This is a genomic window from Paenibacillus sp. UNC451MF, assembly GCF_000686845.1.
GTDB lineage: Bacteria > Bacillota > Bacilli > Paenibacillales > NBRC-103111 > Paenibacillus_S.
Genome location: NZ_JMLS01000009.1, coordinates 171655 through 186518 on the forward strand (window position 1 = coordinate 171655; position 14864 = coordinate 186518).

Consider the following 14864-nt stretch of genomic DNA (forward strand, 5'->3'; position numbering starts at 1 on the left):
GCCCATGCCTATGATTCGATTCATTTACCAGCTTTATTTAATAAATAAATTCTCTGGAGTAGGCACTACGGTTGTAATGGAATAGCCAGCCTGTCCGGGTTGGCTAGCAACTACGGGAGTAAAAATGCCTCCTCCACCATTGCCGCCAGTTCCTCCGCTAGCTCCTCCTCCATTTCCAAATCCTACGTAGGAGGATGCTCCAGCATTAGCACCTCCTGCCCCTCCATTTACCTGCAGACTTCCTGTAACGGTTGGAGCTGTGGATGAAATGAGATGGATAATGCCACCTCCTCCTCCACCGCCGCCACCTTCGCCGTCTCCTCCATTACCATCCCAGCCAGCTGAGCCGTTGCCGCCATTTGCCATGATAGTTCCACCAATATTTATACCTGCTTTGCCACCAATGACAACAACGCCTCCTCCTCCACCGCCAGTTCCATTAATCCCTAAACTTGCCGTTTGCGGGTTGATACCATTGCTGCCATTCGCGTTAATTATCGCACTGGAACTCACATTAACGTTACCTTTTGCTATTAACACAAGAGCTCCTCCGCCTTCGCCGCCCGATCCGTCAGCATCTCTGCTTCCAGCTCCTCCTGCGGCAGCTCCAGGCAGAGTAACTTGGGCCGCTTGCAAATAAGAAAGACCTACCCCACCGTTCAACGGTCCCGCCTCAGCCAAGGAAATGCCAGGATTCGGATTACCGTTACCGCTATCCCGGGCGCCTTTTTCAACCGTAATGGTTCCGTTAATCGTAATATCCCCTGTAGCGCGAATAATCGTTCCGCTCGGTACTTTGAGATTGCCTGAAATCGTAAGATTGGTATATTGAAGATTCGTAGCAGTACCGACCACGGTTAAATCCAATGTTGTTGTAACCGTCAATGCTCCTGCCGATCCGTCGCCGTACAAGCTGACCGCGTCTCCCGAACCAGCTGGTCCCTGCGGGCCTGTAGCACCTGTCGAGCCCGCTGGACCAGCTGGACCTGTGGCACCAGCGGGACCCGTGGCACCTGTAGGACCAATTGGGCCAGCAACTCCTTGATCTCCCTTATCTCCCTTTGGACCTTCCGGGCCTACAGCTCCTGCTGGACCCGCAACGCCAGTATCCCCTTGATCACCTTTATCTCCCTTGGGGCCTTGCGGACCTACTGCACCTGCTGGTCCCGCAACTCCAGTATCTCCTTGATCTCCCTTATCCCCCTTCGGGCCTTCCGGGCCTACGGCTCCTGCTGGTCCAGCGGCTCCTGTATCCCCTTGGTCACCCTTATCTCCCTTCGGACCTTGCGGGCCTACGGCTCCCGCTGAACCTACGGCTCCGGCATCACCTTGATCGCCTTTATCTCCCTTCGCTCCTTGTGGGCCTGTATCCCCTTTTTGTCCTTGTGGACCTGCCGGCCCTTGATCTCCCTGGAGCTTTAATGTATACATCTTTTCACTGGGCTCGCAGCTAGCTCCTGGTGCTAAAAAGTTCATTTGTCCGCTAGTGCTTACGCAGACGTTAATAGAATCCAGCAGTGTAGTTGCCGCTTGTGCCGTATTACCTTGATATGCGAATGTGAGAGACGCGATAGCCGCAGCCATGCTCCATTTACTGATTTTCTTCATTGCCAATCCCTCTCCCCAAATAAATTCTTATTACATGAACTCAATCAGCTTCAACATCCGGCCCAACATCGTCGTTGCTTCTGCTCGTGAAGTGTAGCTCCCTGGCTTGAATTCCCCTTGCTCATTTCCTTCCACAATTCCCAGCTGCATGGCTGTCCGAACATCACTGAGCGCCCAGCTTGATATAGCTGCTTCATCCGTGAATGTCTGCTGAATGAACCGTTCTCCTGTCGTTGAAGCTTTCGTAAAATTCATTGCTTTGACAAGCAATCCAGCAAGTTCTTCCCTCGTAATGCTTTGCATAGGGCGGAATGTCCCATCGTCGTAGCCTGCGATCAAGCCGGCCTTATAAGCTGTTGCAACGGCCGTTTCATACCAACCGCCATTTGTATCGGCGAATGGACTAGCTTCCTTGGATTCGTTCAATCCTAGAGCTCTGACCACCAAAGCCGCCATTTCAGCACGTGTAATGGAAGAGTCAGGATCAAATGCTTGGTCACTGCGCCCCTGAATAATAAGCTTGGATGCAAGCTGCTCCACTAGCTGCTCTGACCAGTGATGGTTCAAATCTTCAAAAGATACAGGACGGTCAAGAACGGTATAGATACTCGTACCTTGGCGTTTCATGACGGCAGACCATTGGCCTTCCTTCGAATCAAAGTGCGTTGGAACAAATCGGAATTGATTGCTTTCCGGAACCCACCAGACACCCGTTGCCGTTTCCGGAGGTTTTGTATTTCCTATAGATAAAGACCTTTCTATAAATCGGTTAAAAGTAGTAATAAATACGTTTTGATGATTTTCACCTGTCACCTGAACTTCAAACTCCATCGGCTCCGTCAGTAAACGAGCATTGAGGGTTTTCCCTAGAGCTTCGATAGTTTGTATGGTCTGCGGATCAGGCTTATGGATACCAATCTGTAAGTTTACAGAAGCTTCCGGAAATCCGTACTTTGTGCTGATAGCTTTTAAGTCCAGCTCTGCTATAGGCAGCTGCATCGTTGCTGATCCCGCTTTAATAATCAATACGGCCTGAGGATTCAACTGCTGAATTTGCTTCAAAATAGTAGCCGAAATATTAACTTGCCCACCCTCGGACGACGTTTGAATTACAATAGTACCCTTCTGGATATCCTCCGTCGTTAGAGCTTGCTGCTTATTCAATCCATCTGTCGTAATAATCCCAATTTGAAGTCCTGACGGCGTATCCGGTACTGAAGGTGTTGAATGGGAGCCTCCTCCGCTTCCTGAAGAACCGCCACTACTACTAGCGATTACATTAATTTTGGTGCTGGCAGTCAGTCCTCCATAGGTTGCGGTCAAAACGGTTTGTCCACCTTGGAGACCTTGGATTTTTCCAGCGCTGTCTACCGAAGCAATAGAAGGATCAGATAAGGTATACTTCGCATATGGAGATACTTGGATTACGCTGCCGTTAGAGTATGTAGCTTCCAAAACGGTGTTCTGCCCTTGTCCTCTTCTTATGGAATAGGACGCTTGGTCAAAGCTCAACTGCGTAAGAATGTTCTGTGTGCTTTCGCCTGTAAAAATGATTGTCGCACCCGAGGCAATAGGCGTTCCGTTTAGAACCCCATTAATTTGCGCAATACCTGAAGATAATGGGGCCTTCAGTATCGCCTTATAATACCCGTGATTCTCATAAGTCGCGGAGAGTGTTACTGGTATTGGAGATTGATTCGGAGCATTTGCAGGAATAGCTCCTTTATCAAGACTAACTTCCAAAGGGGAAGCCGATTCAGGATTAGGTGTTATATGACCTAGAGTTCCATAAAGCGGAGACACCAGTGTCGTTTCGTAGCGCCCATAAGTTACATAGGTTACGCTGCTTAATTGCCCTAGCGTAGTAGATAGCTGGAGCGAATCTGCACGATCTGCAATATCATTGCCATGATTGTCTTTCAGAAACACCGAAATAACCGTCTGGCTAGAGCCGTCGGCCGGCAAAGTTTGATGTTCTGCCACGATAACTGTCCGGGACGCAGAGACAGCGCCTGCCGTAAAGTTCACTCTGGCCATATCGGGAATCACAATACCATCTACTTCTGCGCTAATATACGCCACCCCAGACGTAACAGGGGCCCTGAGAACAGAACTATACTGTCCATAAACCGAAGCCGTTACTTGAGAATCCAAGCTGCCCAGGGAAGTATGGAATTTTATTCTTTCGGGAGCAATGGACAGATCGCTACCATTCCCATCCTTTAACAGCGCCGATACAATGGTCTGACTGCTACCATCCGCAGGTACCGCCGTTTCCTGTACGTAGACTGTACCGGTGACTGTTGCCCTTGGAGATGCACTATCAGCAGCAGCGGTTGAAGGACTTAAGTGAACTAAACCTACCATCAACAAAAAGGCCAAAGCTTGGGCTATAAAACTCCGCAGCCTGACATTCCAACAGCGATTACTATACATCTAATTTGACCATATCCCTTCTTGTAAATTTTTACTCTTGTTGCCCGTTATTGAGGCCTTCATCCCCATTCCTATGTATTGTTTAAGCTTGTAGGTAACTAGTCCTACTATGTACTGCGATATTCATTATACATGAAGCATGCAACATTACTAGATTCATAATTAAAATTTTACATAATTTCTTCGACAAAATATGAAAAAATATTCTCTTCTTACTCATCTTACATATTAATCAAACAAAAAAAGGCCGCCACCGCAGCCCTTCTTTATATGCAATACGCAAAGCGATTATTATGCCACTAGGCCAACGACAGGCAGTACTTCCCAATTTCATAGCCGCTTCTTGCTACAATATCTTTGATTGACTCAGGCAGCCGATCGAACTCTTTATGAGTCTCGAACGAAAAGTCTCCCTCATATCCGATTTCGGTTAACACAGGCATAATGGAAGCCCAATCGACACTCCCGTGAAATGGAAACATATGCTCATCCTCTTGTCCGTAATTGTCATTCACATGAGTGGATTTAAGCCGCTTACCGAGCGTGCGTAGCGCAAATCGTTGATCCTTGTACAAGAAATTACCATGACCGAAATCCCAGCAAGCTCCTACTGCCTTATCATTGTATGCATCAACCAATGCCGCAAGCTCACCGGCATGACTAGCGAAACGTCGTTTCGTAGCAGCACGTTCGATCATATTTTCGAATGCGACTCCGACATTATGCTTAATCGCTAGCTCCACAATGGGTGAGAAGTATTCGAGGTTTGCCTTGATGCTCGCTTCTGTATCGAATAACGCTTCTGTCTTTTCTTCAATTGGGTGTAATGCGGCCCATTTAACACCAAGAATGGAGCTGGCAATGATGGAGCGTCTCATCATTTCTTGAAACAGCTCCTGCTTTTCAACCGGATGGTTGGCAGGATGTCCAGTAAGAAACACAGGGTGTGATTGCGAAAATTCGACACCAAGCTTTTCGGCTTCATTGCGAAGATCGGAGATAAGCGCCTCCCAGTTGTCCTTCACTAGCTCCGTCTTTCCAAAGAGGGCATGGCAAAAGCTAACGTCCATCACTTGAAAGCCAACCTCTTTGCTTCGGCGTACCGACTCAATCAAAGGCGTGTAGTCACCATCTAAACGCTTGCCAAAAAAGCTCGTCATCGTTGATAATCTCATCAATCTCATCTCCTTGTTTTTAATCTACTCCTTAGTGTATGTCAGAGGTGTTGACTCTAGCGCCGCTTTTTTACGGTGTCACGGATTACGAGCGAGGGTGCAATCATAAGTTGAACAGGCTTCGCCTTCGGCCGGGAAATCCGATTCAGCAAAATGCGAAGCGCTTCCTCTCCCATTCTTTCTTTATTAATATCAATCGTCGTGAGCGCCGGAACGGCATGTTCGGTTATGACCGACTGCTCATAGCCAACGATGGAGATATCATCCGGGATGCGCACTTTCTGATCATACAAAAATCGCATGGCACCCATCGCAATTCCGTCACTTGCCGCAAAAACAGCATCCATCCCTATACCGGAAGTCCACAACTCCTTCATTGAGTTATACCCAGAAGAACCTGAATAGTCGCAGTATTTGAAAGCATCTGGCCTAAGTGGCAAACCGGCTTCGTCCAGTGCCTTGCAAATTCCTTCCAGCTTCTTGTGAGCAACAGGACTGGTTTGAGGGCCAAGAAGGAACACAATATCCTGATGTCCCGTCTCCAACAGATACTTTGTTCCCTTATACATGGCATCCAACACATCAGGAGCTACCCAGTCGATTCCCGGGTAATTGCGTCCTACAAGTACAGCTGCAATTTTACGCTGCTGAACACGTTGTATGAATGCATCATCAAACAATCCCCCGACAATAAACACACCATCGACACGGTTATTTTTAAGCAGAGAAGGCAACTCCTGATTAGGCTCAAGAGCGGAGAAGCGTTCGCTTAACAAACCAAAATCGGTTTGCTTCATTCCGGAAGATATACCGTTGAACGTATCATAAAGCAGCGTTTCGGTGACGGAATCGAACTGATAGGATCTGTTCGTAGCATTGTCCGTCAAAAAGACGAGCCCCAAAATATTCTTAACCTTTGTGGTCAATTCACGAGCCGCCATATTAGGGACATAACCAAGCTTTTGTATTGCATCAAGCACTTTGATTCTAGTTTCCAGCTTCACCGAATCGCTGTTGTTCATGACTAGTGATACCGTGCTTTTGGAAACGTTGGCCTCCTTGGCCACATCCATAATGGTAACCACCATAAATACACCTGCCTTTTAACCAATATCTATTTCTTTAGCTTCTGGTATGTTTCATTAACTTCCTTCGTAATCTTATCACCGCCTGCAGCATTCCAACGCTTCACATAATGATCCCATTCCGCATTGACGTCCCAGCTACCAGTAGCCGCTTTAATAAAAAACTCATCCTCTACCTTTTTAACATCAGCGCCATACTCATTGTAGCTTTTAATGATTGTTCCAGCTGGGATAAGCTGGTTGACGGTTGTGTAATTCTTCTGAATATTGGATTGAACAGTGGCCTCTTTGCCGAATGACAGCTTGAACTGCTCCTCGTTCCGATTGTTAATAATGAAAAACTTAATGCCTGTTTCCGCTTGCTTTTCATTGGATGCGTATTCTTTAGTCAATTCAGCCATGCCTTCCTCATTCATAGTAAAGTGAACACCTTCAGCACCTCTCCAGACCAAATTGTGGACCTTTGCATCAACAAGCTGTCCATCCAGGATTTGAAGAATCTTTTTCAGTTTCGCATCCGAGGTATCTTTGCCAACTACCATATAACGCCATACGCTGGATTGGTTTTCAAAAATGGCGTCTTTACCGCCAGGGCCTTTTAATGGAGGCAAGAAATCTGCAGCTGCCTGCGGATTTTTCTTGAAGGTAAGGGCATACCAGTCGCTGGGTCTGTACTTAGGCATCAAAGAGGTCCAGCCTGCCGTTTGCATCCCTACAATCCCATCCGAGAATAACGCATTCTGATCTTTAATGGTGACATCTGGTTGTATATATCCGCTCTTGTACAGGTCAGCCAAATAAATAATCATGTTTTTGTAGTTTTCGCTCACTTGAGCCCGGATGAGTCTGCCGTTATTGTCCTTAAGCCATGAATCGTCCTTGACGGTTCCACCGGGTAAAGAAAAGCCGAATGCTGCCGCCAGCGTATAAATATTAGAATAACCTGTCGTTAGTGAGAACGCATAAGTGTTATTTTTACCGTCTCCATCCGGGTCTCCGGTTGTAAATAGCCGGGCAACTTCTTTGAATTCTTCCAAATTTGTTGGCATGCTTGCCCCAACCTTCTTCAGCCAGTCGGTTCTCACTGCCGTAAAAGGGAACAGCTCTCTCGTCCCTTCCGGAAGAGCAAGCAATTGACCATCCTTGTAAATGGACATTTGCTCAAGCTGAGGATAGTTCTGAAGCGTCGATTTCCACACATTAGGCGCGACCTCTTTAATCATGTCGACAGGGATCGTTCGTCCCACGCCCTGGCTGAGAATTTTTCCGATGCTATTTGCACTGACAAGCATATGATCGGGTACTTCGCCTGAGGCAAACAGCATACTGAGCTCTTGATCTTTAGACGAATCAGCTTTTACAGGCAGCAGCTTCACATTGAAACGTTTGTTCAATTCTTGAACGATATAAGCATCTTTTTCCGGATACATGCCGGCCGTTCCATTCCCCAGCCATTTGATTTCTAGCGGCTTGTCTGTCACTCCAGCAGCTGTTCCTGTATTATTCTCAGTCGAGGATTTGTCGCCACATGCAGTCAAAGCAAGTGAAGCGGATATCAGTATCGCTAAACCCGATATTGCTTTTTTTCTTCTCATAGACATTTTGTTTCTCCTCCTATGTGTGGAAAGGTCTTGTTATCCTTTCAAGGAACCGACAAGCACGCCCTTGATAAAATATTTTTGCAAAAAAGGGTACATGAGAACGACAGGGCCAATCGTAACAAGAACGGTTGCGGCTTCCATCGTCTTCGTAATAATACCCTCGTCGCCTTGCAAACTATCCGTAATTCCCTCATTGTTGTGCTCAATAAGCACCCTCCGCAATAACAGCTGCAGTACCACATTGTGATTCGATCTTGTGTAAATCATCGCGTCGAACCAGGCATTCCAATGCCCCACGGCTTCCCACAAAGCAATTGTCGCAAAAATCGGCATGGAAAGCGGGATAATGATTCGTAGAAGGATCATGAAGAAGCTGGCTCCATCCACAAGCGCCGACTCCTCCAAAGACTCTGGAATGGACATAATAAAATTTCGCATAATTAGAATTTGAAACGTACTCAGTAAAGATGGGATGATTAAGGCCCAGATCGTATCCAGAAGACCGAGACTTTTTATAAGCAGGAAATTTGGAATGAGCCCACCGCCGAAAAACATCGGAATTAAGTAATAAATCGTGAATGCGTTGCGGGCGGGAAGCATCTTTTTGGCCAAAGGGTAAGCCGTACAAAAGCACAAAAACACAGTAATTGAAGTTCCGACGACGGTCCGAAATATCGAATTGAAATATCCGTATCCGATCGTCTTGGATTCGAACACCGTACGGTAAGCTTCCAAGGTGAATCCTCTCGGAATCAGCTTCAACCCGGTTTTAGACGCTTCCACGGCTGGACTGATGGAAACGATCAGCAGCTCCCAAAACGGATAAATCATAAGAAAAGCAATAATAACGAGAAAACAGGAATTGAATGCCCTGAATATCGTTTCAGCGTTTGATGTTTTGCCAAACAACATGATTTCCTCCGATCCCATTCATAATTACCAAATGCCATGTCCGCTTAGTCGTTTCGTCACTTTACTTGCAATGATGAGAAGGAGTAAGCCGACCACATTCTTAAATAGGCTTATCGCTGTCGAATAGCTGAAATTAAAATCGATCAGACCTACCCGGTACGCATACGTATCGAATATATCGGCAACTCTGTAAACGGTCGGATTGTACAGGTTGATAATCCCGTCGAATCCTGCATCCATCATATTGCCGATCCGCAGGATGAACATCATGATGATGACCGGTACTAGAGCAGGGAGAGTAATGTTGATCGCCTGCCGAAATCTTCCCGCTCCATCCATTTCCGCAGCCTCGTACATATCCTGGTCTATTCCTGAAATCGCAGCTAAATACACGATGCTGCCCCAACCGACTTCCTTCCATATATCCGCAAGGACCACAATTCCTCTAAAAAGCTCGGGTGTCATCATGAACTTGATCGGTTCAAATCCCGCCAGACCCAGGATGTAATTAACAACTCCGTTTGTTGGTGAAAGCACGGTTTGAAGCAATCCGCCAATAACCACCCAAGAAATAAAGTGCGGAAGGTACGTTAACGTTTGAATTGTTTTTTTGAACCTTTGATTCCGAACTTCATTCAAAAGCAACGCCAATAGAATAGGTGCAGGAAACACAAAAATCAGCTTGTAGAAGCTTATAATCAACGTATTTCTTAGTAGCGTAAAAAACTGACTGTTCGTAAACAGCCTTTCAAAATACTTGAATCCAGCCCAGGGGCTATCCATAATTCCTTGCAGCGGCTGATAGTCTTTAAATGCAATAATGACACCGTACATCGGTATGTATTTGAAAATAAAAAACCATAGGAAGGAAGGCAGCAGCAATAATAATAGTCCTCTATATTTGAAACAGCTCAGTAAAAATCGGCTTAACCTATTATTCCTGACAACCCTTACTCTGACAGCCTTTTGACTCAGTTGGATCACCTCCTATATTGATGGGGCCTATGCTCCTCCTTGAATTGGAACGTTCCAATTTGAAAAATGGAACGTTCCAATTCAAGGGCGAAATACTTCTGAATATCAATAATCTTATTGAACTTATAAGAATCGCCTCAATTATCCGTTATTTTTGAATTTTGGTTTGAAAACAAAGCATTACCTGTGTCTAACGGGAGTCTTAATCGCATCTAATCTCCCTGACATTTTGATTTTAAACCGGTTTTATCAATGGAGTGTTTGCTTGATTTGAAGAAATCGTAAATGTAGAGGTTTGCTTTTAAGCGGAGCAATAAAAAAAACAACCCGCGTTGAGAGCAGGTTGTTTTTTTGTTCTTATTCTGAGCAGCCTGAGGCCACTAACACTCATTGGTTCGTTTCATCATTCAATGTTACTTGTATCGACGGATAAATTCCACCGCTTTGCGAATATCCATCTCCGGCTGCTCTCCCACTTCACGCTCAATCGTCAAATAGCCTTTGTAGCCGATTGCCTGAAGGGCGGCAAAGTACGCGTCAAACGGTACCTTTCCTTCACCCAGCGGTACTTCCTTAAAAACTTCACCCGAGGTTACCATTTGCGCAATTTTGCCGTGATCCATTGGCTCAAAGCCAAGTGCGCCATACACTTCCCTCGGGTCTACTTCACGAAAACGGATACCGTCCTTAACATGAGTATGAACGATGTAGTCCTTTAACAAATGAACGCCTTGGACCGGATCGTCACCGGTTACCATAACCATGTTCGCCGGGTCGAAGTTGACGGAAACGCCATTCGTGCTGAGAGAATCCAGAAAATGCTTCAAATGAGCGGCATGCTCAGGCCCTGTTTCGATAGCAAAGTAAGCGTTCATGCTCTTGGCGTATTGACCAAGCTCTTCGCAAGCGGATTGCATGCTGTGAAACACTTCGCTCTGCTCGTCCTCCGGTACGATACCGATATGTGTGGTCACGATGTTCGTGCCAAGATCAAGCGCCAAATCGAGAATACGCTTGGACTTCTCCACTTTTGCCACGTTAGCTGTACCATCCTGGAACCCATGCCCGCCCAGATCTCCGCATAGGGCAGAGATTTCAAGACCCAGCGAAGCGATATAGTCTTTAAGCTCCCTCCGCGCTTCCGCAGATAAAGCAGCCGGGTCCATCTCTCCGCTCACCGCGTAGATTTGAACGCCATCGGCGCCAACCTCCTTCGCCTTCTTCAGCCCTTCGCGTACACCGATACCGAAGCTGTCGACGATGACGCCGATGCGATTCGACAATGTCATTCTCCGTTCCTCCCTGCATGTTCGTTGAATTTATTTTCCTTCCATTCCATTTTAACCCTTAACCGCCCCTGCCGTCATGCCTTTCATGATCTGCTCTTGGAATAACAGGAACACGATGATCGTCGGCAGCACCGCAATGGACAAAGCAGCCATCGTCAGCTTGTAATCCGTCGAATACCCTGTGGCAAACACCGAGAGACTTAGCGGCAGCGTTTTTAACGCTGGCTTACTAATAAATACAAGGGCAAAGGCAAAGTCATTCCAGAACCGCAAAAATGCCAGAATCGCTACAGTAGAAAGAGCGGGAATGCTGAGCGGCAGCATAATTCGGAAAAAGATGCCCCAATACCCCGTTCCGTCCATTAAAGCAGCTTCCTCAATTTCCTTTGGAACGGAGGTCAAATAAGCAGCGGTAACGAATATCGCAAGTGGCAGCTCGAATGCGGTATAAGGCAGGATAAGCGCGCCATAGCTATCGAGCAGCCCGATTTTTTTCATAATAATAAATAGCGGCACCAAGGTGCTATGAATCGGAATCAGCATCCCGAGCAGAAACAGTCCCATCATCAGAGACTTCAACTTAAACTCGAATCGCGCCAACACATAAGCCGCAAGCGCCCCAAGCACCAAAGTCAGTACCAATGAAGCGATCGTAACAATAGTTGAATTAATAAGCGAAATGCCCATACCGGAAACTTCCCATGCGCGGCTGAAATTGTCCCAATGCCACTGCGCCGGCAAGGAAAAAGGAGCCGAGAAAAACTCCTCATTGGATTTGAACGCACTCATGAACAACCAAAATAACGGGTACAGCGTAACCAAAGCATAAAGCGTGAGCATGATGTTGATTGAGCCCCTCTTTACCTTTTGCCCGGTTTGACCCTGAGGGAAGGCGGTCGTCTTCACTGCATATCCTGGCTCCATCGTATTCCCTCCCATTCGTTTATCTCACTTCCCGTTTCATTAAATATTGGCTTCCTACGATCAAGGCCATGCTCAAAATAATGATCGCCGTGGATACTGCGCTTCCGTAACCGTAACGGAACACGTTGAACGTGTTGTTGTACATATATGAGGCCAGCAGCTCCGTTGAATGGGCAGGACCGCCGCCTGTCATGACATAGATCAAGTCAAATGCCTTCAAGCTGCCGGAAATACATAGAACTACCGCGACCTTGATCGTATCCCAGATCATCGGCAGCGTAATGACGAACAGCTTGCGTACCGGACCAACACCGTCGATTTGCGAGGCATCGTCAATTTCCGGGGAAATGTTTTGCAGTGCCGCGATGAACATAATCATGTAAGGTCCGATAAAGTTCCAAATAATCGGCACCATAATCGCGTACATCGATATCTTCGGATCGGAGAGCCACGCCTTTTTCCACGATGCTAGACCTAAATTTTCAAGCAAAAAATTAAGAATCCCGATTTGCGGATGATAGATGTAGCCCCAGATGATACCTACAACTACAGAAGAAAGCACCATAGGCATAAAAATGGAAGCTCGGATCATTCTTTGAAACAGTGTGCTTTTCATTAACAGGATCGCAAGCACCAATGCGATAGGCACCTGGCCGAATACAGAAGCGGCTACGATCAGCATATTATTTTTGAAAGACTTCCAAAAAATCGGGTCCTTGATGACCTCGGCGTAATTATCGAGACCGATAAACTTCGCAGCGCCGATTCCTTTCCAGTCGAAAAAACCGTAGTATGCGGACCAAAACACCGGTATGATAACAAAAAATGCGTATAGCACAAAGGCCGGAAGAAGCGCAACCGTTATGAACCCCCGTATGCGTGCCGCTGATGTCATGACTTCCCTCCTAAAGTTTCGCGTAAGCGAAACAGTGTGTCGAAAAACCTGTAAAGATGAAAAATTCTACAAGGTTCCTCGGTGAGGTATCTCCTTCCGGCCGCTGTTGTTATCAGGAAATTTTTAATCGATCCGCTCTTCAGCGGTTATTTCCTGATAACAAAGGCGGTCGCTATCGCTCCTGCAGGAGATACCCCACCTACTACCTTATATTTTCAAATAAATTAGGGTCTACCGCCAAGCCTAGTTTCGCATTAGCGAAACTAACTCCATTAAAAATAAATTGAGTTTCTCGTGAGCGATACTCGGCAAACAGAGAAACCTAACCTCGAGAAATTGGGTAAATACGGAGGTGAGATATGCCTCGGAAGAGCGGAGCGTCCGCCTTTGTTATCAGGAAGTAACCTTATAAGATAAATTCAAAATTTCCTGATAACAACAGCGGCTGGAGGGGCATATCTCACCGGAGGAACACTAGCCAATTTGTCCCCACACTCGGTTTCTCACCAAGCTGATTCGCTCTAGCGAAACAAATGGCCCCGGCCTTTCGACAAGACTGGAGCCGCTTGCTGTCCTGCTAATTTATTTGACTCCCAATGACTTAGCCTGTGACTCTTGAATCTTCTTCGCGATGTCCTCCGGCTTTCCGCCCATCAGCAGCTCCTGCAAGCCATTGTTCACCACGTCGCTCGCCGCAGAGCTCAGCACGCCATCATATACAGGTGTTCTTTTCACTTTTCCCAGCAATTCATACACTTGTGCGAATAAAGAGGTCACTTTCGTCTTATCCAGCTCTACCTTATAGCTAACCAACTGATTGCTCTCCAGAGTTGTCTTTTGAGCAGCAGGGCCGGACAGAGCATAGATCAAATCATAGGCCGCTTCCTTGGCAGGACCGCTCGTTTTCTTGCTCATGCCAAGACCGGTTCCGACAACTCCGGACAAGGTGTTCGGGTCCCCCTTACCACCCGGTACAGAAGGAAGCAAGGTTACTGCCATATTATCCAAAGCTTCTTTGGACGCTCCTGCCGCAAGGTTCGTCAATGCCCAACCACCATCAATCATCATCGCCGCTTTGCCTTGAGCAAACATTTGCTCCATTTGCGTATTATCGATGCTATTGAAGCCCTCTTGGAACGCGCCTGCTTTGCTCAATTGCTGCAAGTAAGTCAACGCTTGGATGAATTCCGGATCGGTAAACTTTGCTCCTTTTTGATTGGCAGCATTCAAGAACCATTCCGAACCGGTTACACGATCAGCCAGGGAACTTAAAATGCTCGATTGTGCCAGCCAAGCCGCTTTATTGCCAAGGGCAATCGGTGTGACATTGTTCTTTTTGAACGTATCCACGAGACTCATCATGTCATCCCATGTTTTTGGAGGCTTTACGCCATATTTATCGAAGATCGATTTGTTATAGTAAAGAATCGATGTAGGAGACAATCCCATAGGAGCGCTGTATGTTTTGCCATCGATAGTGAAGTCGTCGAAGGAGTTCGGCAGGAAACCATTTTTCCAATCCGGCTTGCTGTCAAGCAGCGAATTAATCGGCTGGAGCAAATCGCCGCCTACAAACTCTTTCGTCATAACGCCAGGCCACATAACGAACAAGTCCGGCATTTCGTTTGCCGCAGCAACCGTTTTCAAACGCGCCTTATAGCCATCGGGTGGAATCCCCTGAATATCCAAATCCACATTAGGATGATCTTTCTTGTATTGCTCCATAATGGCCCTCATATTTTTGGCACGAAGGTCGTCGCCGGTGTAGTTGTGCCATATAGAAAGCTTGACTTTGGCTTGCGCTTTATCTTTACTGCCGCTATCTCCAGCCGCTTTGCCGTCCGTACTGCCGCTCGAATTACAGCCAGCCAGAATGCCTGTTGCCATAACAGCCGTTAATGCTATCGCCGCCGCTTTTTTCATATTGTTGTACCCTCCCTGATTCTCTTCTCTTTACAGTTTTA

At 46.8% G+C, this 14864-nt stretch carries 11 protein-coding genes; all 11 read right to left on the reverse strand.

Annotated elements, in window-relative coordinates; translation table 11 throughout:
• Nucleotides 1-33: 33 nt before the first annotated feature.
• The 11 genes from BP97_RS41410 to BP97_RS0113350 all read right to left on the reverse strand — a co-directional run bounded on the left by BP97_RS41410 (nucleotide 34) and on the right by BP97_RS0113350 (nucleotide 14823).
• Entirely contained in the window at nucleotides 34-1608 is a 1575-nt protein-coding gene (locus BP97_RS41410) for a collagen-like domain-containing protein (protein WP_051620556.1), read from the reverse strand.
• A 30-nt stretch (nucleotides 1609-1638) separates the two neighbouring features.
• Nucleotides 1639-4044, reverse strand: a complete 2406-nt coding sequence (locus BP97_RS0113305) for an S-layer homology domain-containing protein (protein ID WP_028549541.1) — start codon at nucleotides 4042-4044, stop codon at nucleotides 1639-1641.
• 299 nt (nucleotides 4045-4343) lie between these two features.
• Nucleotides 4344-5219 (reverse strand): sugar phosphate isomerase/epimerase family protein, encoded by an 876-nt coding sequence (locus tag BP97_RS0113310; RefSeq protein WP_028549542.1) that lies wholly within the window; start codon nucleotides 5217-5219, stop codon nucleotides 4344-4346.
• A 56-nt stretch (nucleotides 5220-5275) separates the two neighbouring features.
• Nucleotides 5276-6307 (reverse strand): LacI family DNA-binding transcriptional regulator, encoded by a 1032-nt coding sequence (locus BP97_RS0113315; protein WP_028549543.1) that lies wholly within the window; start codon nucleotides 6305-6307, stop codon nucleotides 5276-5278.
• Between the two features lie 26 nt (nucleotides 6308-6333).
• Entirely contained in the window at nucleotides 6334-7905 is a 1572-nt protein-coding gene (locus BP97_RS0113320; RefSeq protein WP_028549544.1) for a type 2 periplasmic-binding domain-containing protein, read from the reverse strand.
• A gap of 33 nt (nucleotides 7906-7938) precedes the next feature.
• Nucleotides 7939-8817, reverse strand: a complete 879-nt coding sequence (locus BP97_RS0113325; protein ID WP_028549545.1) for a carbohydrate ABC transporter permease — start codon at nucleotides 8815-8817, stop codon at nucleotides 7939-7941.
• Between the two features lie 24 nt (nucleotides 8818-8841).
• On the reverse strand, nucleotides 8842-9699 hold the full coding sequence (locus tag BP97_RS0113330; RefSeq protein WP_231506292.1) for an ABC transporter permease: 858 nt from the start codon (nucleotides 9697-9699) through the stop codon (nucleotides 8842-8844).
• Nucleotides 9700-10205: 506 nt separating this feature from the next.
• Entirely contained in the window at nucleotides 10206-11081 is an 876-nt protein-coding gene (locus tag BP97_RS0113335; protein ID WP_028549547.1) for a sugar phosphate isomerase/epimerase family protein, read from the reverse strand.
• 51 nt (nucleotides 11082-11132) lie between these two features.
• Nucleotides 11133-11921, reverse strand: coding sequence for a carbohydrate ABC transporter permease (locus BP97_RS0113340; protein WP_231506298.1), 789 nt, complete (start codon nucleotides 11919-11921; stop codon nucleotides 11133-11135).
• Between the two features lie 103 nt (nucleotides 11922-12024).
• Nucleotides 12025-12900, reverse strand: coding sequence for a carbohydrate ABC transporter permease (locus BP97_RS0113345; RefSeq protein WP_028549549.1), 876 nt, complete (start codon nucleotides 12898-12900; stop codon nucleotides 12025-12027).
• 582 nt (nucleotides 12901-13482) lie between these two features.
• Nucleotides 13483-14823: an extracellular solute-binding protein gene (locus tag BP97_RS0113350; RefSeq protein ID WP_028549550.1), complete on the reverse strand. Its 1341-nt coding sequence runs from the start codon at nucleotides 14821-14823 to the stop codon at nucleotides 13483-13485.
• Nucleotides 14824-14864: the final 41 nt, after the last annotated feature.

Bases quoted from the DNA above. Each gene is read 5' to 3' on its own strand.
- BP97_RS0113320 (WP_028549544.1), bottom strand. From the start codon at position 7,905: ATGTCTATGAGAAGAAAAAAAGCAATATCGGGTTTAGCGATACTGATA.
- BP97_RS0113315 (WP_028549543.1), bottom strand. From the start codon at position 6,307: ATGGTGGTTACCATTATGGATGTGGCCAAGGAGGCCAACGTTTCCAAA.
- BP97_RS0113310 (WP_028549542.1), bottom strand. From the start codon at position 5,219: ATGAGATTATCAACGATGACGAGCTTTTTTGGCAAGCGTTTAGATGGT.
- BP97_RS0113335 (WP_028549547.1), bottom strand. From the start codon at position 11,081: ATGACATTGTCGAATCGCATCGGCGTCATCGTCGACAGCTTCGGTATC.
- BP97_RS0113350 (WP_028549550.1), bottom strand. From the start codon at position 14,823: ATGAAAAAAGCGGCGGCGATAGCATTAACGGCTGTTATGGCAACAGGC.
- BP97_RS0113345 (WP_028549549.1), bottom strand. From the start codon at position 12,900: ATGACATCAGCGGCACGCATACGGGGGTTCATAACGGTTGCGCTTCTT.
- BP97_RS0113325 (WP_028549545.1), bottom strand. From the start codon at position 8,817: ATGTTGTTTGGCAAAACATCAAACGCTGAAACGATATTCAGGGCATTC.
- BP97_RS0113305 (WP_028549541.1), bottom strand. From the start codon at position 4,044: ATGTATAGTAATCGCTGTTGGAATGTCAGGCTGCGGAGTTTTATAGCC.
- BP97_RS41410 (WP_051620556.1), bottom strand. From the start codon at position 1,608: ATGAAGAAAATCAGTAAATGGAGCATGGCTGCGGCTATCGCGTCTCTC.
- BP97_RS0113340 (WP_231506298.1), bottom strand. From the start codon at position 11,921: ATGCTCACGCTTTATGCTTTGGTTACGCTGTACCCGTTATTTTGGTTG.